Source organism: Mucilaginibacter pocheonensis, assembly GCF_031456535.1.
GTDB classification, from domain to species: Bacteria; Bacteroidota; Bacteroidia; order Sphingobacteriales; family Sphingobacteriaceae; genus Mucilaginibacter; species Mucilaginibacter pocheonensis.
In genome coordinates this window covers 363,448-384,368 of sequence record NZ_JAVDUU010000005.1, presented here as the reverse complement: position 1 = coordinate 384,368, position 20,921 = coordinate 363,448, and the positions used below count along the sequence as shown (strand labels likewise).

The following is a 20,921-nucleotide window of genomic DNA, read 5'->3' as shown; positions in this document are numbered from 1 at the left end:
TGAATTTCAAATCTCATATCTCAAATCTCATGTCTCGAATCTAATATCTCACATTTAAAATATATAAAAATGAAAACATATTTGTTGCCCTCATTAAAGTTAACGCTCATTTTGATCGTAATAACCGCAGGCATATATCCGTTGGCTGTTGCTGGCGTAGGTAAATTAACTCCCGGACGTGGCGATGGTGAAACCATAAAATATAAAGGCCGCACGATTGGCTATGCGCTCATTGGTCAAAAGTTTACCAAAGACGAGTACTTCTGGGGTCGTCCATCAGCAATTGATTATAATGCTGCCGGATCAGGCGGTTCAAACAAAGGTCCGTCAAATCCGGAATACCTGAAGCAGGTAGAGGGGCGTATCGAGGATTTTTTAAAACATAACCCGGGTGTAACGCGCGCGCAGATCCCGGCTGAATTGGTTACCGCGTCGGGCAGTGGCCTGGATCCTGATCTTTCGCCTGCTGGCGCACAGGTACAAGTGGCCCGTATAGCCAAAACCCGCGGCTTGCCGGCAGATCTGTTAACCCAACTGGTTAATGAACATACCGAAAAACCCTTACTGGGTGTATTTGGCCCGGCTAAGGTAAATGTGCTTAAACTGAATGTGGCACTTGATGAATTAAAAAAATAGACCAGGACGTAATGAAAACCTTAATAATAATATCTGCTATATTATTGATAACCAGCCTGACAGTTAAAGCCCAGGACAGTACCAAAACAGACCCACCGTTGGTAATAACGGGATCTGTTGACGCGTACTATAAATATGACTTTTCCAAGCACGCCAATATACCCACCAGCTTTGCAACGGACCATAACTCCATGTCGATAGGTATGGTAGACCTTGGGCTGAAGAAAAAGGTGGGCAAAGCAGCCTTTGTAGGCGAGCTGTCGTTTGGTCCCAGAGGGCAGTCGCAATCAATCCCTAACGCGGGTGATAACGGCGATTCGTTCCATATCCAGAACCTGTACATGTCATACGATGTGACCGATAAGTTTGTGCTGACCGGTGGTTACATGGCAACCTTTATTGGTTATGAAGTGATAAGCCCGGTAGGTAACTTTAACTACTCTACCTCGTACCTGTTCACCAATGGCCCGTTCCAGAACGCCGGTTTTAAAGCCACCTATACCTTCTCAGACAAGGTAAGCCTGATGGCGGGGATCTTTAACGACCAGTGGAATGCGTATAAGGCCAATACAGGCTTAAATAACTTTGGCGCCCAGCTGATGATAGCCCCGGTAAAAGGCTGGACAGCATACCTGAACGTGATAACCGGCGGAACAGCGGGTACCGAGTTTGACCTGACCACCGCTTACCAGATCACCGACGCGTTTAAACTGGGACTGAACGCTGCTGATTACAAAGCTACCAATGGCACCAAGGGCGGGTTTACCGGCGTGGCGCTGTACCCTCAGCTGGCCGTATCAAAAGATGTGACCCTGGGCTTAAGGGGTGAGTATTTTAAAACCAAGAGCGGCGACTTTGTGCTGGCAGGCCCAACACCTGGCGAGCATGTAACGGCGGTAACATTTACCGCCAACATCAAGGCTGGTCCGCTGTCATTGATCCCTGAGTTCAGGTTAGATAACAACTCGGCCGAAGCGTTTACCAAGAGCTCGGGCGAGCCTTCAAAAAATGCTTCACAGTTTGTTATAGCGGCTGTATATGCGTTTTAACAGGAAAGATAAGTATGGATGGTTTTATAATTAGTTTTTGGTTGTTAATTATAATTTTGGTTTGATAAGCATCCATATGATAAAAGGGGATTTTCAGGATCTCCTTTTATTAGTTTTAATACATTTATATAAATAGATAGCAAATGAATTTGAAATACAATTCAAAACATCATGAGCGAAGAAAATAAAGAGCGGTCGGTTGAGCATTTTCTGGAGCTGATAAAGCGGTCAAGAAGAGGTAAATTCAAGGTGTACATAGGCATGAGCGCGGGCGTTGGTAAAACCTATCGGATGTTGCTTGAAGCCCAGGCCCTGTTGCGTAATGGTATTGATGTTAAGATAGGGTATATTGAAACCCATAACCGCAAGGAAACACTGGCCCAACTGGAAGGCTTGCCGGTAATACCCCGTCGTAAATTGTTTTACAAAGGCAAGGAACTGGAAGAGATGGATCTTAAAGCCATCATCAGTCTGCGCCCCGAGGTGGTTATAGTAGATGAGCTTGCACATACCAATATAGAAGGCAGCAATAATGAAAAACGCTGGCAGGATGTAATGGAGATACTGAACGCCGGCATTAATGTGATCAGCGCGGTAAACATTCAGCATATGGAAAGCCTGAACGAGGAGGTGCAGCGCATAACCGGAACTGCTATTAACGAGCGCATACCTGATAAGGTTTTGCAGATGGCCGACGAAGTAGTGAACATTGACCTTACGGCCGATGAACTGATTGATCGTTTAAAGGAGGGTAAAATATATGATGAAAAAAAGGTTCCTTTGGCGTTAAATAATTTTTTTCAGTCTGAAAGGATATTGCAGCTGCGTGAACTGGCATTGCGCGAGGTGGCCAACCAGGTGGAACGTAAAATAGATACCGAGATACCCAAGAGCATTAAACTGCGGCCCGAACTTTTTTTGGCCTGCATCAGCACAAATGATTCGTCGGCAAAAATAATTATACGCAAAACTGCACGGCTGGCTTCCTATTACCGGTCAAAATGGTTTGTGTTGTATGTGCAAACATCAAAGGAAAGCGGCGATAAAATAAACCTGGCATCGCAGCGCCATCTTATTAATAATATGAAACTGGCTACACAGCTGGGCGGCCAGGTGTTAAAAGTAAAAGGCGACCAGATAGCCAAATGTATTTGGGAAACCGCCGAAAAATATGATATCACTACCATTTGCATAGGCAAACCGCGGTTTAAGTTTTACCAGCTGATCATGAAAACAGCAGTTTTTACCCAATTATTAAATAAAATGTCGGAAACTGATATTGACCTTGTAATACTATCATAACATGACCATTAAAAATAAACTCCGTACCGGCATTGGCTTTTTGTTTGTATTGGCCTTCATCTGCTGTGGATTATCAATATACTTTTTAAACCGCCTTTCGGCTGATGCCGGGGGTATTTTAAAAAACAACTATAAAACGCTGCAATACGGCCAAAAAATGCTGTCGGCAATTGACGCCGGCAGCGGGCCGTTAAATAAGGCACAAATGCAGGTTATCGACGATAACCTTAACCGGCAAAAACATAACATCACCGAACCAGGCGAGGGAAGGCTAACCGATTCCTTAAGTGCTGTTTATGAAAAAATTAAACTGCACCAGGTTGCAGATCAGCAAGCCGGGCTGCATGCGCAGGCAAGACAATTGATTTACAGCATCATGCAGCTTAATATGGCCGCTATTGATCATAAAAATGAGGTTGCCAAAGGTACTGCAAACCGGGCCACTATATTGGTTGCTTTTTGCGGTGCGTTTTTGTTTTTGGTTGCCTTTAGTTTCGCGGTAAATTTTCCGGGCTATATAGCCAATCCGCTTAAAGAGCTAACGGGTAAGATCAGGGAAATATCCAACCGTAACTATCACCAGCAAATTGATTTTAAATCAAACGACGAGTTTGGCGAGCTGGGGCGGGCGTTTAACGTAATGACCAAAAAGCTTGATGAGTTTGAGAACAGCAACCTGGCCAGCATCCTGTTTGAGAAACAGCGGATAGAAACCATCATCAATACCATGCATGATGCTATTGTTGGGCTTGACGAAAAGCTGTTTATCATATTTGCCAATGAGGTAGCTTGCTCGCTGATTGGCATGAGTGCCGAGCAGCTTAACGGCCAGTACGCGCCTGATATAGCCATGGAGAATGATTTGCTGCGCAACCTGCTGGTAACCGATCAACCCAAGCTGAAAATATTTGCTGATAACCGCGAAAGTTTTTACTCGCGCGAGTCGTTATCTGTAACCAGCAAGGGGAAGGTGATAGGCAAGGTGATCATCCTGAAAAATATAACTGAGTTTCAACAACTGGATGAAGCTAAAACCAATTTTATAGCTACCATATCGCATGAGCTTAAAACGCCTATATCTTCTATAAAAATGAGCCTGAAATTGCTTGAAGATGCCCGCATAGGCAGTGTGAACTCCGAGCAAAGGCAGCTGCTGGAAAATATTGACGACGACGCCCGCCGACTGCTGCAAATAACCGGCGAGCTGCTGGATATGGCCCAGGTTGAAACCGGCAAGCTGCAGCTTAACTTTGGCAGCACACACCCCAGGAATATTGTGGATTATGCGGTGAAGGCCATCAAGTTTACGGCCGATCAGAAACAGGTTGCAATAAATGTACAATGCGATGAAAGCCTGCCTTATGTACATGCCGACCTGGATAAAACTACCTGGGTGCTCATCAATTTATTATCAAACGCTATCAAATACAGCCACGAAAAATCGGTAGTGGAACTGGTTGTTAAAAAATACCATAGCGACGAAATCGAGTTTTCGGTACAGGATCATGGCAAAGGCATTGAAGAACAATACCTTTCGCGCCTGTTTGAACGCTATTTTAAGGTGCCAAATGCAACTGCCGAACAAAGCGGCACAGGCCTGGGCCTGGCCATAGCCAAGGATTTTATAGAAGCGCAATCCGGAAAAATAAGCGTAGACAGCGAACTGGGCGCGGGCAGCAGATTTGCCTTTACACTTAAAAGAGAGAGTTAGATACTACATATTGACGAGCTTAACCAGGTCATTGCGGGGGAAACGACAAAGTAATTGTGAGCAGCGCAAAATGCATATTTAATTCGTGAGCGTTATGCTACGCTGACAACGATTTTTATTTAAAAATTTTGCACTTTAAATATTAATCGTAATATTGCAATATACAATTAATCGTTATGAATAATCAGGAAGCAATAAACTGGATGTCATTTAAAGAGCAGTTGCTGGTGCATCCAACCCTTGATCTGCAGTTTCAATATGCCGAAAACAAATGGGTTGATACCTCATACCACATTACCGAAATTAAACAGGCCCCCATTGTGTCGGTTGATTGCGGCGGCAAAATGAACAGCTGGACCGAAATTATAGTTCAGTTATGGGAACCCGCTACACACCAGCAGGAGCGGGCAATGAAAGTAGGAAAAGCCCTGTCTATTATTGAGCTGGTTGAAAAAACATTGCCATTAAATCCACTGGCTACGGTTAAAATTGAGTTTGGAAATTCGGGGTTTGACACCCGGCAGATGTTCCCCGGTAAAATTACAGCCGATGGGGATAACCTGGTGGTTGACCTGCGCCCCGACTCGGTACAATGTAAAGCCATTGAAAGAGGAGGCAGCTGCGGCACCACCGCTACCGGCGAAGAATGCTGTGCGCCTGCCATTACAAAACCTAAAACGGAATTAAAGAATTTAGTGGTATCGGCCGAATGCTGCACCCCGGGCTCAGGCTGTTGTTAATAAATAAAGTATGCTGATAACAGGAGCTAATGAACACCGTGAAAGCGTTATTAAACTGCTTGATTCGGCAAAGCTGCCGGCCCAGGATCTGCCGGTATCGCTTGATAGTTTTTTTGTAGCAATTGAACATGATGAAGTGATTGGCGTTGCAGGCTTGGAAATATACGGAAATTATGGCCTGCTGCGTTCACTGGTGGTTTTGCCCGGGTACCAGAACCAGGGTATAGCTGGCCGGTTGGTGGCAAAAGTGGAGGATTTTGCAGGGCAAAACAATTTAAAAGCCGTTTACCTGCTTACAGAAACGGCATTTGGGTATTTTAACCGGAAAGGCTATGAAAAAATCATTCGTGAGGATGTACCGGTTCCGGTGCAGGCATCTACGGAGTTTAGCCATGTATGCCCTGTTTCGGCCATCGTAATGAAAAAAGAATTGATTTAAGACCATCATGAGCAGCTGTACACAAAAAGCAACGAATAATTACTCATGATAAATAGCATCCACAAATTACACTGATGAAAAAAATATTGGTACTATGTACAGGCAACAGCTGCCGCAGCCAGATAGCACACGGCTATCTGCAACAATTTGCAGGTGATAAGGCACAGGTATACAGCGCTGGGGTCGAGATTCATGGGGTAAATCCCAAAGCGGTAAAAATCATGGCCGATGATGGTATTGATATAAGCCATCATACTTCCAATAATGTGGATGAATACACGGATATTTCTTTTGATCACATAATTACCGTTTGTGATAATGCAAAAGAAAACTGCCCGTATTTTCCGTCAAAAGCTCAGCGTTTTCACCAAAACTTTCCCGATCCGGCTAAAGCTACAGGAACGGAGCAGGAAGTTATGGACGAGTTTAAAAGGGTTCGGGAGATGATCAAAGCATACACCGCCGATTTTGTAAAGCGGTATGTGTAAAATCAAAAATTGATTGTTAGCTGCTTTAATCGTAATATTGCTTGCAATGGGTTTAACTAAAACAGAAAACTTTACCGAAGCTCAAAATGAGCTGGCCAAAATGCTGAAGGCGTTGGCGCATCCGGCGCGTATTGCCATTATTGAGCATTTAATAAAGGCTAATGCCTGTATTGGTGGTGATTTGGTTGAGGTACTTGGCCTGGCGCAGCCTACTATTTCACAGCACCTGCGCGAACTAAAAGAAGCCGGCCTGATCAAAGGTACCATTGAAGGCACATCCATGAACTACTGCATTGACCAGGTGAAATGGAAACAATATGCCGATAAGTTAAACGCTTTTTTTGTGCCGGTAAACTTTCCCGAAAACTGCTGCTGATTTTTTTTGATCCATATTATTGTTTTATTGCAATATAAAAATACATGAGCGCTAACAATTGTAATCCCGTCCAACGCAAAAAACTGTCGTTTTTAGACAGGTATCTTACCTTGTGGATCTTTATGGCCATGGGGGCAGGTGTAGCGGCGGGTTATTTCATCCCGTCGGTCAAAAACGTCATCAATTCATTTCAATCAGGTACTACCAATGTGCCTATAGCCATAGGTTTAATGTTAATGATGTACCCACCTTTTGCCAAAGTAAGGTTTGAGGAGTTGGGGCGCGTATTCAGCAATGTGAAAATACTCTCCCTGTCATTGGTCATGAACTGGCTTATCGGCCCGGTACTCATGTTTTTACTGTCGGTTATTTTTTTACGGCATCATCCCGCCTATATGGTCGGGTTGATCATGATTGGCCTGGCGCGCTGTATAGCCATGGTGATTGTATGGAATGAACTGGCGGATGGTAATCGCGAATATGCGGCCGGACTGGTGGCTTTTAACAGTATTTTCCAGGTGCTTTTTTACAGTTTGTTCGCCTGGATATTTGTTACCGTGTTGCCGCCATATTTTGGCCTCACTGGGTTACAGGTAAACATCAGTATAGGGCAAATAGCGCAAAGTGTGCTTATTTATTTGGGTATACCTTTTTTTGCCGGTTTTTTAACCCGTTATATATTGCGAAAAATAAAGGGCGATATATGGTATACTAACCATTTCATCCCTAAAATAAGTCCGGTAACCCTTATTGCCTTGTTATTTACTATCCTGGTTATGTTTAGTCTTAAAGGCGATTTAATTGTGGAGATACCTTTGGATGTGATCAGGATAGCTATTCCGCTGGTTATTTATTTTGCCATCATGTTCCTGGTTACCTTTATGGCCGGCAAATGGCTCGGTGCCGACTACGCTCAAAACGCGGCGCTTTCTTTTACCGCCGCAGGTAATAATTTTGAACTGGCTATAGCGGTATCCATTGGGGTGTTTGGTATCAATAGCGGCCAGGCCTTTGCCGGGGTGATTGGCCCCCTGGTTGAAGTGCCCGCCTTAATAGGTTTAGTTAATGTGACCTTTTGGTTGAGGAAAAAGTATTATGCATCCCGTTAATTTGTGCCTTATTTATCAGCAACTACCATGGTAAACTTATTTGAGCATCCCACAAAAAAAACATACCTCAGGTGGTACACTTTGCCCATGGGATGCAGAAACAAGTTCGGCATAATTGTATGATCAATTCACCTCAATAATTTTCATACCCCAGGGGGCCAGTTGCAGGGATGATTTTGCAGCTATGCTATTGCCCGATAATAGCTCCTTGCCATTGGCATAAGGGTAGCTTATAGTAGTTTCATTGCCTGAATAATTGAAATAATAATGCACCGTTTTTCCGCTTTTGTTAACGCCAGATTTGGTGATGACCGGAAAAGCAATCTCCTGATCAGCTCCCCATAGTCCGGCTTTTTTAATCGCGTCGGCCAGTATCTTATCGGTTACCGCGCTGGTGGGAAGGCAACCTATATAGGTTGCCAGGCCCTTACCATAACTGTTCTCGGTAATGGCCGCGTATTTGCCCCAAACCGGGTGATCGTAATAGGCCAGCACTTTGGCTGTTGTCGGGGTGATCAGTTCCATCCAGATATTTATTTTCTTATCCTCAGGTTTTAAATTAAAATCATCACCTTTTAAACCCACATTTTCGGGCACGGTGAACTGGTTATAGTAAATTCCGCAGGCTTCATCAATAATTCCGGGCTGGTGGCTGGTACGCACTTTTACGTTCTCGTCGCTAAAGCCGCTTTTAAGGGTATAAATGATATGGCCGCCGTTTTTTACAAAGCGGTTTAAGCGCTGTAACAAACTATCGGGCGCGGCGTACAGCAGCGGCACTATCAGCACTTTATAATTTTCAATGTTTTGGCTGGTGGGGTCAACAAAATCACAGTTTACGTTCATGTGGTAAAGGCCATCATAAAACTGGCGCAGCACTTCATTATAGCCGGTGCGCACACCCCAGCCAAAACCAAAGGCTTTAAAGCCGCTCAGGGCCTCGTTGCTGAACAATATGGCTACATCACTTTTCTTTTTAAGGTTAATGAGCTGCGGGCTCAGTCTGGCAAAGTCCTTGCCAATGGTTTTTGCCTCGTTGTAAACCGGGTTTGGTTCAAAATCATGGCTCAGCAAACCTTTCCAGTAAGTTTCGGCCGAGTTGTGGATGGAATGCCAGGGCCAGTACTCAACCATATTTGCACCCGAAGCCAAATGGCTGAAAGCCTGTAACCGGAGCTGACCGGGATAGGGTGTCCATTGCGGAAAGCCCTGAGCTTCGGTTTCCATCACCAGGTAGTTCCTGTTGCCTTTCATTGACCGGGTAACATCGCCGCCAAAGGAAATTTCGGCACCGGTTAGCTTATCCTGGCTGGGGTGATAAATATCAACACCCGCAATATCCAGCGCTTTTGCAGCTGCAAAATGGTCAACATCGGGCTGTATGCCAAAGGAATAGCCCCGCCATTCAAAATCAAAGTTGTGGGTAATGAACTGGTCGGGCCGTTTATATTCGCGCACAATAGCGACTTGCCAAGCAAGGTAATCTGTAACCAGTTGCCGTTGAAATTTAGCAAACTCCGATGCCAGGCTGGCATTAATGGTGCCGTTCATTGACGGAAAATCGTTCCAGTTGTTGATACGGTTGCTCCAGTAATCAAGCCCAAATATCTTGTTGATGTTATCAAGCGTTTTATATTTGGCCTGCATGTATTTCACAAACAGGGCCTGCACGTTTGGCCCGGAGGTGCCGTATGATTTGGTTTCATTATCAACCTGGTACCCAATAACAGCAGGGTTATCTTTTACGTGCTCCATCATTTTCCTGATCACCCGGTTGGCATAAAACCGGTAATTGGTATTGGTGATATCCATGTTTTGGCGCATGCCATATTGGTTTTGGCCAGATGGGGTAATGGCCAGTATTTCGGGATGTTTCTTCACCATCCAGGTAGGTACGGCATAAGTTGGTGTACCAATGATCACGCTGATGCCACCTTTGTGCATCGCGCTCAGCACCCGGTCAATGTGGGAAAAATCAAATACTCCGTCCTGTGGCTCAACTGTGCTCCAGGTCGATTCCGCAATGCGCACTACATTTATCCCGCAATCCTTCATCATCTGCACGTCTTTGTCCAGCCTTTCATAGGGCATATATTCATCATAATATGCCACGCCGTACAATAGCTTGTCCATTTTAGGATATTGGGCAAACAGGTAGCCACTAAAAAATAATTGTACCAATAACAATATATAAATCTTCTTCATAGATGGTAATTTGCAGGTTAAGTTGGTTTATATAATGAAGGTACAAATTAATTGTGTATTTAACACACAACGAAATGATATGTGCGTTAACATTAAAATAAATCGCTTTTGTGAAATGAATGTAGTAGTCCCAGACGTTTTATTAAATATAATAAAAACAGATATTAGCCTTTTGTTGTACCATATAAACTGCTTATGAAACTATGAGGATATTTACCCGCATTTGGTTATTGCTGTTGTTTTGCCTTTGCATGTTTCAGGCAAAGGCGCAAAACAAAAGGCTTACGTATTGTAACCCGCTTAATCTTGATTACGGTTATACACCGTTTCCTAATTTTGCGGAGTGGGGTAAGCATAGGGCCACTGCCGATCCTACCATGACGCTGTTTAAGGGCAAATACTATTTGTTTAGCACCAACCAGTTTGGTTATTGGTGGAGTAACGACTTGCTGAACTGGCATTTTGTATCCCGTAAATTTGTACGACCCTATAACGAGGTGAAAGGCGATGAGCTTTGTGCGCCGGCAACATTGGTTTTGGGCGATACGCTGCTGGTAATAGGATCAACTTATAATAAAGACTTTACCCTGTGGATGAGCACTAACCCTACCAGGGATGACTGGAAGGCCGCTAAAGATTATTTTAAAGTAGGTGCCTGGGACCCAGGCATGTTTGCTGATGACGATGGCCGCGTTTACATTTACCATGGCTCGAGTAATACCCTGCCCCTTTACGGGCAGGAAATTGACCGTAAAACCTTTGACCCTATTGGTCCAAAAAAGGAGCTGGTAAAGCTAAATCCCGAAATACATGGCTGGGAGCGCTTTGGCGAGCATAATGACAATGTTTTTCTGCTGCCTTTTATTGAAGGTGCCTGGATGAACAAGCACAATGGAAAATATTACCTGCAGTTTGGTGCGCCCGGTACCGAACAAAGCGGCTACGCCGATGGTGTTTTTACAGCTGATAAACCACTTGGCCCATTTACTTACCAAAAGCATAATCCGTTTTCGTATAAACCGGGCGGCTTTGCAAAAGGGGCGGGTCATGGGGCCACCTGGCAGGACAAGTATGGCAATTACTGGCATATCTCTACCATGGGCATCTCGGTAAAAAACAATTTTGAGCGCCGTATAGGTTTTTGGCCCGCAGGGTTTGATAACGATGGGGTATTGTACTGTAACACGGCTTATGGCGATTATCCGCAATACCTTTCAACCGGCCCGGAAGACCATCTGAAAAGTAATTTTACCGGCTGGATGATACTGAACTATAACAAACCGGTTGAGGTTTCGTCAACACTGGGTGCTTATGAGCCAAATAACGCTGTTGATGAAGATATTAAAACCTACTGGAGCGCTAAAACGGCTGGCAAAGGCGAGTGGTTTAAAACCGACCTGGGCGACATCAGTACAGTGAACGCTATCCAGATTAACTATGCCGATCAGGATGCTGCTTTTATGGGCAAGTCATTAGGCGTTTTTCATCAATATATGATCTATTCGTCGCTCAATGGAAAAACGTGGAAGCTCCTGGTTGATAAAAGCAAAAACAAAACCGATGTGCCGCATGATTATGTGGAGTTGAACAAACCGGCAAAAGCGCGTTACCTTAAAATGGTGAACCTGCATATGCCAACCGGAAAGTTCGCATTGTCGGGTTTTAGGGTATTTGGCAGGGGAGCGGGCGTAAAACCAGATAGTGTTCACAATTTCATCGTTCTGCGGGGCGATAGTGAGCTGCGCAATTCATGGCTTAAGTGGAAGCCTGTTGATAATGCCACCGGTTATACTATTTACATGGGTATAGCTCCCGATAAGTTGTATAACAACATGATGGTGTATGGCAAAAATGAATTTTATTTTAATGGCATGGATAAAAATTTGCCATACTATTTTCAAATTGAAGCGTTTAATGAAAATGGTATTTCACAGCGCACAAAAGTGTTAAAAGTAGAATAAAACGATAAATTTAACGTCGTTTTTAACACTTTATAGCGAAAAAAATACCCTTTTTTTGTTAAAATAACCCTATGATAAAATTTGTACCTGTTTTTATAACAACCTTGTTTTTTTATGGCGGCCTGCACGCTCAGCAGCCGGATAGCACCCTGAAGAAATCGCCGGTAAAGACATTGAGCGACAAACAGTATAATGCCTTATTAAAAGGCGAAGACTTGTATGGTATGCCCCTGGTAGCCGAGCTTAATCATTATCCCATGCCTGATAAGGCCATAAAGTTTAAAAAGGAGCTTGGGCTGAGTCCAAACCAGGTTACTAAAATAGCGGCCATTGCCACCGAGCTTCACCGCAAAAGGGTAGAGATGGGCGCATTTATTATTACTAATGAAGAAACCCTTGATAACCTTTTTCGTAAACAGAGATTAAACAACGGAGATGTGATATTTTATGCCACACGCTCGGGTTTATACTATGGCGAGCTCAGGAACGCTATTTTACAGGCATGTTTAAGTACGGGCGACCTGTTGGCGCCCCAGCAAATTAAAAAGCTGGAAACTTTGCAAAACGGCAATTGATGATTTACCGTTTGATTTACTTAATTTAGCAGCCCCAAATAAATAATATGAAGATCACTTTTGATTTTGAAAAGCCGCTGGCTGAACTGATGCAACAGATTGAAAAGGTGAAGCAGGTTGAGGATAAGAACAAGCTGGACATGTCTGCAACGGTGGCAGAACTGGAAGCAAAATTGGAAGCCTCCAAAAAAGAAATATACAATAACCTTACCGGCTGGCAAAAGGTTCAGATATCACGCCATCCCGAAAGACCATATACCCTGCAATATATTGAGTTAATGTGCGATGATTTTATTGAATTGCACGGCGACAGAACGGTTGGGGATGATAAAGCCATCATTGGTGGTTTTGGAACACTAAACGGTCAAACGGTGATGTTTATTGGTCACCAGAAAGGGCGTAATACCAAGGAACGCCAATACCGTAATTTTGGCATGGCCAACCCCGAAGGCTACCGCAAAGCATTAAGGCTGATGAAAATGGCCGAAAAATTTAATAAACCTGTTGTTACCCTGATAGATACCCCCGGAGCATTCCCCGGACTGGAAGCCGAAGAGCGCGGTCAAGGCGAGGCTATTGCCCGCAATCTGCTGGAAATGTCGATACTTAAAGTCCCGGTGATTTGTGTTATCATAGGCGAGGGTGCATCGGGTGGTGCGTTGGGCATAGGTATTGGCGATAAGGTATTGATGCTGGATAACTCCTGGTATTCGGTAATATCACCTGAGAACTGCTCAACCATACTTTGGAAAACCTGGGAAAATAAAGAACGGGCTGCCGAAGTATTAAAACTTACTTCAACAGAAATGCTGAAGAACCATCTTATTGATGGTGTTATTAAAGAACCTCTTGGCGGTGCGCACCAGGATCCTGTGGCTATGGCAACTATTTTGAAAAAGCAATTACTTAAAGATCTCAAATCGCTTGGTGAGCGTGATATCAACGAGCTTGTTGCAGAGCGTATTGAAAAGTTCTGTTCAATGGGTGTAGTTATTGAAGGTTAAAAGTGTATTCTATATAACAAAAAGGAGCTGCCTGATAAAGACAGCTCTTTTTTGTTTCTGGTCCTGGTTTAAAAAAATACACAACATTGCGAGGACTTCCCCACGCTCATTGCTGTAGAGGTACGAAGCAAGCTCTAAGCTGTACCGGGCGAATAGCCTGTCGTAGAGCGCTCAATTGCCGCTGTGGCTGTTACTTTGTCTTGATACAAAGTAACCAAAAATCAAGTCACCAGAAATGCTTCTTTGCTGCACATGGCCTTTGCCCTGCAAACCAGGTAGAACCACGGGCTGCTAAATTTTACCGCTACTGCGTTCGCGCACTACCCCGCGCTTCAGGCAAAATTGCTAATGCCCTTCCAGCCGCACCAGGCCACTATGTTCTGCCCGCTTTCACCCGAAGCTGTTCTGCTGACGGGAGGAAAAAGGACAGCGTTTTCTTCAAATGTCATTGCGAGCGTAGCGTGGCAACCGCATGCTATACAGAGCGAATATAGTAAGCTCTTCACGTGCTATGCCGAAGAAAGAAGCACCAACTCTGCGTGTTATACTGAGGAACTAATAATCTCCGTGCTATTGAGTGAATACGAGTAACCTCTCCGCGCGTCATTGCGAATCACTTCCCCACGCGTTATTGCGAGGTACGAAGCAATCTCTATGCATTACAAGAACAACAAGCACATCTCTCCACGCGTCATTGCGAGGTACGAAGCAATCTCTAAACAATACAGAGAAAAAGCAGGGTCTTCAGTCATCTTTTAGTTCGTCGTAAAGATCCTTCCAATCAGGATTTAACGAACTTATTAATTGCTTTTTATATACTCTGCCGCCTCCCTTAATTAGTTTTTAGGCAGCAATAGCTTCCTCAATGTGGGTATAGAATAAGTAATAAACTAGCTTATCACAATTGTATTTTGAAGTAAAGCTATTGGGGTATATTTTGTTTTTATGTTCCCATATACGGCTAACTATATCAGCAGTAACTCCGGTGTATAATACTTTATTTAACTTATTAGTTAGGATGTAAACACAACCACCTCTTTGAAATACCATATAATAAGATTATAGCCAAAGTTAAGCCTTTCTGTTGTCTCTGTATTGTTTAGAGATTGCTTCGTACCTCGCAATGACGCGAGTTTTTTTGGATATTAATGAGCTCTCTGCGGTTGGTTGTCTTCGTGCCTCGCAATTGGCGCGTGGAGAGGTGCCTCGCAATTGGCACGCTGAGAGGCGTGTTTGCTGTCTCTGTACATCTTAGAAATGCTTCGTACCGCGCAATGAGGCGTGAAGAAGTGTCCCGTAATAAACACGCCTCTAATAAAAGAGGCTGTCCCTTTCGAAACAGCCTCTTTATATATTGATCTTCGCAATAATGTCTTATTGTTTTGGCAAGGTTCCGAATTTGCTTTCAAAACCTTTCAGTTGCGTACTGAATTTAGTATTCAAAGCTGTTTGTTTAAAATCTTTGGTAAAGCCCACCAAACCACTTAATATCTGCATAGAATATTGTACATCGCGGTTATCCAAACTGGTTTCGTTACGCTGCAGTAAAGCATAATTGTAATTAAGTTGATTGTTTACATAATCATCAACCTGCGATGCCAGTTTATTGGCCAAAGCAATGTCGCCCATGCGGTAAGCGCTTTCAACCATATAGTATTTACGTACGGCAACTTCTGTTGAATTGATAATACCGGGCATTACTTCGTCATATTTTTGCAGCGCGGTTTTGGCCTGGTCAACATGGCCCTCTTTCATCAGGTTGTCGGACAAGGTTGAATACAGCCTGGTAATCAAAGGATAAAACATGGTCATGGATTCATGGTCGAGGTAGCTCGCGTTCTTCATGTTGCCCCATTTGAACTTGGTCATCATGTTATTATACATGGTTTGCGTGTTGCTGGTTTCCAGCGGATTGGCGGCTGTATCTGGCTTAAGAGGCAGCAAACGGTAAGCAAAGCCCTCATTATATAAGTACTTATCAAGCCCTATCATGTTTTCATTAGGCACGGTTACCGAAAAGTATATCGGCCGTTTCCAGTTATTGTGCGATAGTATGTCCATCATAGCTAACACATCCTTGGTAACATATCTGCCACCATAGGTCCAGTCCATTTCAGGTACTATCTTATCTTTTTCGGCAGCCGGTACCGTTCCTGTTTGCACCACCTCGTCGGGGTTCACGGTAAGCTTAAAGCTTTTGGTAGGCAGGTAATTGGCTACATCGCCATTGTTATACTCCACCATGGCAGCTTTGTCATCTGACGTAATAAAATCAAAAACCTCTTTAAGTTCTGTAGCACCGGCAACTTTTTGATCGTTAAAATAAATAACATCACGAACCCCTGGTTTAAACTTATCATTAGGCATACTGATAGGTAACGGCTCCGACTCGTTCATCTTATTTTTCATGCCACGGATGTACCAGTCTGTCCCCAGTAAACTCAAATTTACAATACGCACATCAGGGCGTACATTTTCAACCTCCTGTATATACCAAAGCGGGTAAGTATCATTATCACCATAAGTAAACAAAATGGCGTTTGGCGCGCAGGAGTTAAGATAGTTATAAGCCATATCATGAGGCGTAAGCTTGGTTGAGCGGTTATGATCATCCCACTCCTGATTGGCCATTAATACAGGCGCGGCCAGCAGGCAAACCAGCGTAGCTATTATAGCGCTCGTTTTGGCATTTATCTTTTTGCTCAAAAAATCGGCAATGGCCAATACGCCTATACCAATCCATATAGCAAAGGCATAAAAAGAGCCCGCATAAGCATAGTCACGTTCGCGGGGCTGCAAAGGATCCTGGTTTAAGTAAAGCACAATGGCAAGGCCTGTAAAAAAGAACAGCACACCAACAACGCCCGCATTTCGCTGATCGCGATAAAAATGAAAGAATAACCCAAATAAACCGATAACAAGCGGCAGATAAAATAAGCGGTTATAACTTTTGCTTTCGGTAACAGAATAAGGCAGCGGCTTACTAAAATTCCAGCCGCTTATCCAATTGCCATCAATGCCGCCATTGCTGGTTTGGCCGTCTAGGTCATTGGTGCGGCCCACAAAGTTCCACAAAAAGTAGCGGGTATACATTTGGTTAACCTGCCAGCTGCCAAAAAAGCCCAGGTTGGTGGCAAAGGTTGGATGTTCAGTTTCGCCCAGTTTGGACCATGCCCGGTAAAACTCAGGATGACCGCCCTTGTCGCTAAACATGCGGGGGAAAATGGTATTGCGGTCATAAATAGTAGTTAGTTTTTTACCGGCAATTTCATATTTGGTTTGGCCGCGACGATAAATATTAGCACCCTCGGTTTGTTCGGTAGGTGTGGAGTCAAAAAACTGGCCGTAAAGTAATGGAGTATCGCCATATTGGTCGCGGTTCAGATACCCATTAAGTGCAAAAGCATTTTCGGGATCGCTGTTATTTAAATTAGGGTTTGCCTTGGCCCTTACCACTATCATTACAAAAGAACTGTAACCAAACAGGATAAACAGCAGGCAAATTAAAAAAGTATTGAGGGCAAAACGCCTTTCGCGTATTTTAACCACATATTCAAGCAAGGCCAGTACAGCCACGCCAACTACTACGCCAATGATACCCGCGCTGATGCCCAGCACCAGTATAAAGCATGCCGCTGATACGATGATGGCCGCTTTTAAAGGTTTAACAGTGTAGTATATACCTGATACGATGGTGGCTATCAATAAAACAAAAAACATAAGCGCCCCGCTGCCGAAACCCATACCCAGGGTATTCACAAAAAGCAGATCGGAAAAGGCCGCGCCTTTTACCGTATATTGAATAACACCCCAAAGCACAAACGCTACCGCGACAATGCCCGCAAAAAATGCCCAGAAAGTGCCTTTTGTAGTAATGTTTTTTGCCCTGCGGAAATAAATTACCAGCGCTATAGCCGGTATTACCAGCAGGTTTAGCAGGTGTATGCCTATGGAGAGGCCCATTACATAGGCAATAAATACAATCCATTTATCGGCATGCTGCTCATCGGCATGGGCATCCCATTTTAATATGGCCCAAAATACAATAGCGGTACATAATGATGATTGAGCATAAACTTCAGACTCCACCGCCGAAAACCAAAACGTATCAGACCAGGCGTAGGCCAGCGCGCCTACCAGGCCCGAGCCTATAATAAGTATCAGGTTAGCGGTGTTTATCTCTTCGCCCTTCTTAATTAATAATTTTTTTGCCAGTGCGGTAATTGTCCAAAACAGGAACAGGATAGTTGCACCGCTGGCCAGTGCCGAAGCCATATTGGCCCAGTAAGCTACTTTGGTAACATCACCGAATGACAACAGGGTAAACACCTTGCCAATAATGGTAAACAAAGGCGCGCCGGGCTGGTGGGCCACCTGTAAGCGGTAAATACAGGCAATAAACTCGCCGCAATCCCAAAAACTTGAGGATGGCTCCAGGGTTAAAATATAGGTTAGCGAAGCAATGATAAAGGCTACCCAGCCGAATATATTGTTGATCTTATTGTAGCTCATGTCTGAATTTTACGATAGAAAAAACGGTTTAATGCAGCCCGAAATTACTAAAAGTATTAAGATGTAGAAATCAAAACCTTTGTATTAACACTTTTTAGCCCATATTTGGCGCTAAAATGCAATGAAAAATACTTTTTTTAAATTCTGTTTTGAGAACAAAAAAATCGTCTTATATTTGCATTCCTTTTCGGGGAGTAAAACACAAACCAAAGGAGATTGCCTGATAGTATAATGGTAGTACGACGGTTTTTGGTACCGTTTGTCTAGGTTCGAATCCTGGTCGGGCAACAAGATTTCAATTTCGGATTTTGGATTTTCAATTTCGGATTTAATCCGGTTTAAAAATCAAATCCGAAATTGTTTTTTACAGGCTTTATGTGCAAAGGGGTCAACGGTTACGGATAATAATGTTCCGGGATCGAACATCCGAAATCCGAAATCAAAAGATGCCATTACAATTTAATCCCGTTAAGTTATTTGCAGGATCAGGCTCAACAGAGCTGGCAAAAAAAATTGCTGATGCTTATGGCCGCGAGTTAGGCGACTCATCGCTTTCGCGCTTCAGTGATGGCGAATTTCAGCCCCACTTTAATGAATCGGTAAGAGGATGCGATGTGTTTTTAATACAAAGCACTCACCAGCCCAATGATAACCTGATAGAATTACTAATGATGATTGATGCCGCCCGCCGTGCATCAGCACATTATGTAAACGCTGTGATCCCATATTTTGGATTGGCCCGCCAGGACAGGAAAGATAAGCCGCGTGTGGCCATCAGTGCAAAGCTGGTAGCCAATTTGCTGGTTGCGGCTGGTATTAACCGTATCATGACCATGGATTTGCACGCTGCGCAGATACAGGGCTTTTTTGATATCCCGGTTGATCACCTTGATGCCTCCATCATTTTTGTGCCTTACATCAAAAGCCTGGGTTTAGAAAACCTTACCATAGCTTCACCGGATATGGGCGGCTCATACAGGGCACGGAGCTTTGCCAAGTTTTTTAATGCCGAGGTGGTAATTTGCGATAAACGCCGTAAACGCGCCAACGAAATTGAAGCTATGACGCTTATTGGCGATGTTACCGACCAGGACATTGTACTGATTGATGATATATGTGATACGGCAGGTACTTTGGCAAAAGCCGCTGGTTTAATTATGGAGCGCGGGGCGCGTAGCGTACGTGCGGTTTGTACACACCCTGTATTATCAGGCAAGGCTTATGAAACTATTGAAAACTCGGCATTGGCCGAACTGATAGTGACCGATACCATACCATTAAAGCATCAGAGCTCTAAAATAAAGGTGTTGTCAACTGCTGAATTGTTTGCAAAGGCTATCAGCAATGTAAATGAGCATGGGTCAATAAGTCAGTTGTTTAAGGTGGATTAAAGAGCCTCACCTAAATCCTCTTCAAAGGAGAGGACTTGAAAAAACTCTTTGAAAGCAGAATAAAAACATCCTTATCAAGCCCGCTCTTTTGGCGGGTTGGAATGAGGCTTAACAATAAATAAATACAAATAATGAAATCAATTGCTATTAGCGGTTCTCCAAGAGAGAACGTAGGGAAAAGAGACGCTAAAGAACTGCGTTATCAGGGCCTTGTGCCTGCAGTACTTTATGGTGGGCCTACACAAACCCACTTTGCAGTGTCCGCAGCTGATTTGAGAGCCGTAGTTTATACTCCGGTTGTTCATTTCATCGATCTTGAAGTTGCCGGCGTTAAATCACAGGCTATAATTAAAGATATTCAGTTTCACCCTTTAACTGAACAAATTATCCATGTTGACTTTTTATTGCTTGACGAGAAAAAGCCAATCACTATCGAGATCCCTGTTAAATTAACCGGAACTTCTCCAGGTGTTAAAGTGGGTGGTAAATTAGTTCAAAAACTAAGGAAACTGCGTATCAAAGCATTACCTAAAGATCATTTAGATGCTATTGAAGTAAGCATTGAAAGCCTTGAGGTTGGTAAATCAGTAAAGGTATCTGACATTAAATTAGATAACCTGATTATCACCAATGCTATTGAAGATACCATTGTATCGGTAACTACTTCACGTGCATTACGTCAGGCTGAGCAGGAAGCTGCTTCAGGTAAAAAGTAATTTCTTCCTGATAGAAAGAAAAGCGCCGGCATTTGCCCGGCGCTTTTTTTTTGACCATAGGACTATAGGACTTAGTCAAAAAGTCCCATAATCCCATAGTCTAAATATCCTTGCTCATTCCTATCTTTGCTCCGCAAAATGAAATATCTAATAGTTGGTTTAGGAAATATAGGGCCGGAGTATGCTGATACGCGGCATAACATTGGTTTCATGATTTTGGACGAATTGGCCAAACAGGAAGGGGCGAAGTTTTATAACATGCGCCTGGCCTATTATACCGAGGTTTCATTTAAAGGCCGCAGCCTGCACCTTATTAAGCCAACTACCTATATGAATTTAAGCGGCAAAGCCCTAAACCATTGGATGAAGGATCTCAAGATCCCCATTGAAAATGTACTGGTGCTTGTTGATGATATTGCCCTTCCACTGGGTACTTTGCGGTTAAAACCCAAAGGCAGCGCCGCGGGCCATAACGGACTAAAACATATTGAAGCTACTTTGGGTAACAATAACTACGCCCGCCTGCGTTTTGGCGTAGGCGACAACTACCCCAAAGGCCGTCAGATCGATTATGTATTAAGCGGCTTTGACGACGATGAAAAACCCGAACTTCCCGCCCTTATAGATCGCTCCATTGAGATGATAAAAAGCTTCGCCACTATTGGGACCGAGCTGACTATGACCCGTTACAACAAGTAAAATATGCC

The 20,921-nt window shown here is 43.8% G+C and carries 18 protein-coding genes and 1 tRNA gene; 16 read left to right on the top strand and 3 right to left on the bottom strand.

The annotated features are described in order from the left end of the window. The first annotated feature begins 69 nt into the window (after positions 1 to 69). From J2W55_RS24765 to arsB, 9 genes are all read left to right on the top strand, one after another. The gene (locus J2W55_RS24765) at positions 70 to 636 is read left to right on the top strand and encodes a K(+)-transporting ATPase subunit C (RefSeq protein ID WP_310102869.1); all 567 of its coding nucleotides are present in this window, start codon (positions 70 to 72) and stop codon (positions 634 to 636) included. 11 nt (positions 637 to 647) lie between these two features. Further along, complete coding sequence (locus J2W55_RS24760) at positions 648 to 1,685, top strand: outer membrane beta-barrel protein (RefSeq protein WP_310102867.1); 1,038 nt, start codon at positions 648 to 650, stop codon at positions 1,683 to 1,685. A 171-nt stretch (positions 1,686 to 1,856) separates the two neighbouring features. Next, positions 1,857 to 2,987 (top strand): sensor protein KdpD, encoded by a 1,131-nt coding sequence (locus J2W55_RS24755; RefSeq protein ID WP_310102864.1) that lies wholly within the window; start codon positions 1,857 to 1,859, stop codon positions 2,985 to 2,987. 1 nt (position 2,988) lies between these two features. Next, positions 2,989 to 4,698 (top strand): HAMP domain-containing sensor histidine kinase, encoded by a 1,710-nt coding sequence (locus tag J2W55_RS24750; protein ID WP_310102862.1) that lies wholly within the window; start codon positions 2,989 to 2,991, stop codon positions 4,696 to 4,698. A gap of 176 nt (positions 4,699 to 4,874) precedes the next feature. Continuing rightward, a complete protein-coding gene (locus tag J2W55_RS24745) occupies positions 4,875 to 5,438 on the top strand; it encodes a DUF6428 family protein (protein ID WP_310102859.1) in 564 nt (187 codons plus the stop codon). A 10-nt stretch (positions 5,439 to 5,448) separates the two neighbouring features. Then, on the top strand, positions 5,449 to 5,877 hold the full coding sequence (gene arsN2, locus J2W55_RS24740) for an arsenic resistance N-acetyltransferase ArsN2 (protein ID WP_310102856.1): 429 nt from the start codon (positions 5,449 to 5,451) through the stop codon (positions 5,875 to 5,877). 74 nt (positions 5,878 to 5,951) lie between these two features. After that, the gene (locus tag J2W55_RS24735) at positions 5,952 to 6,365 is read left to right on the top strand and encodes an arsenate reductase ArsC (RefSeq protein ID WP_310102853.1); all 414 of its coding nucleotides are present in this window, start codon (positions 5,952 to 5,954) and stop codon (positions 6,363 to 6,365) included. 46 nt (positions 6,366 to 6,411) lie between these two features. Next, a complete protein-coding gene (locus J2W55_RS24730; RefSeq protein WP_310102850.1) occupies positions 6,412 to 6,741 on the top strand; it encodes an ArsR/SmtB family transcription factor in 330 nt (109 codons plus the stop codon). Positions 6,742 to 6,785: 44 nt separating this feature from the next. Further along, positions 6,786 to 7,850 carry an ACR3 family arsenite efflux transporter gene (gene arsB / locus J2W55_RS24725; protein WP_310102847.1) on the top strand — a complete coding sequence of 355 codons (1,065 nt, stop codon included), beginning with the start codon at positions 6,786 to 6,788 and terminating at the stop codon, positions 7,848 to 7,850. A gap of 123 nt (positions 7,851 to 7,973) precedes the next feature. Here arsB and J2W55_RS24720 read toward each other — a convergent pair whose 3' ends face one another. Continuing rightward, the gene (locus J2W55_RS24720; RefSeq protein ID WP_310102844.1) at positions 7,974 to 10,055 is read right to left on the bottom strand and encodes a beta-galactosidase; all 2,082 of its coding nucleotides are present in this window, start codon (positions 10,053 to 10,055) and stop codon (positions 7,974 to 7,976) included. 203 nt (positions 10,056 to 10,258) lie between these two features. On the opposite strand from J2W55_RS24720, the gene J2W55_RS24715 reads away from it, so the two are divergent. From J2W55_RS24715 to J2W55_RS24705, 3 genes are all read left to right on the top strand, one after another. Then, positions 10,259 to 12,016, top strand: coding sequence for a family 43 glycosylhydrolase (locus J2W55_RS24715; RefSeq protein ID WP_310102841.1), 1,758 nt, complete (start codon positions 10,259 to 10,261; stop codon positions 12,014 to 12,016). A gap of 71 nt (positions 12,017 to 12,087) precedes the next feature. Then, on the top strand, positions 12,088 to 12,591 hold the full coding sequence (locus tag J2W55_RS24710) for a hypothetical protein (RefSeq protein WP_310102838.1): 504 nt from the start codon (positions 12,088 to 12,090) through the stop codon (positions 12,589 to 12,591). A gap of 47 nt (positions 12,592 to 12,638) precedes the next feature. Beyond that, a complete protein-coding gene (locus J2W55_RS24705; protein WP_310102835.1) occupies positions 12,639 to 13,595 on the top strand; it encodes an acetyl-CoA carboxylase carboxyltransferase subunit alpha in 957 nt (318 codons plus the stop codon). 843 nt (positions 13,596 to 14,438) lie between these two features. On the opposite strand, the gene J2W55_RS24700 is transcribed toward J2W55_RS24705, so the two are convergent. Then, positions 14,439 to 14,645 (bottom strand): GIY-YIG nuclease family protein, encoded by a 207-nt coding sequence (locus J2W55_RS24700; protein WP_310102832.1) that lies wholly within the window; start codon positions 14,643 to 14,645, stop codon positions 14,439 to 14,441. 324 nt (positions 14,646 to 14,969) lie between these two features. Then, complete coding sequence (locus J2W55_RS24695; RefSeq protein WP_310102829.1) at positions 14,970 to 18,107, bottom strand: glycosyltransferase family 117 protein; 3,138 nt, start codon at positions 18,105 to 18,107, stop codon at positions 14,970 to 14,972. 217 nt (positions 18,108 to 18,324) lie between these two features. On the opposite strand from J2W55_RS24695, the gene J2W55_RS24690 reads away from it, so the two are divergent. From J2W55_RS24690 to pth, 4 genes are all read left to right on the top strand, one after another. Further along, a tRNA-Gln gene (locus J2W55_RS24690) sits at positions 18,325 to 18,395 on the top strand. Between the two features lie 158 nt (positions 18,396 to 18,553). Continuing rightward, complete coding sequence (locus J2W55_RS24685) at positions 18,554 to 19,498, top strand: ribose-phosphate pyrophosphokinase (protein WP_310102827.1); 945 nt, start codon at positions 18,554 to 18,556, stop codon at positions 19,496 to 19,498. Positions 19,499 to 19,629: 131 nt separating this feature from the next. Beyond that, positions 19,630 to 20,214: a 50S ribosomal protein L25/general stress protein Ctc gene (locus J2W55_RS24680; RefSeq protein WP_310102824.1), complete on the top strand. Its 585-nt coding sequence runs from the start codon at positions 19,630 to 19,632 to the stop codon at positions 20,212 to 20,214. Between the two features lie 138 nt (positions 20,215 to 20,352). Beyond that, positions 20,353 to 20,913, top strand: a complete 561-nt coding sequence (pth, locus tag J2W55_RS24675; RefSeq protein WP_310102819.1) for an aminoacyl-tRNA hydrolase — start codon at positions 20,353 to 20,355, stop codon at positions 20,911 to 20,913. The last annotated feature ends 8 nt before the right edge of the window (positions 20,914 to 20,921 follow it).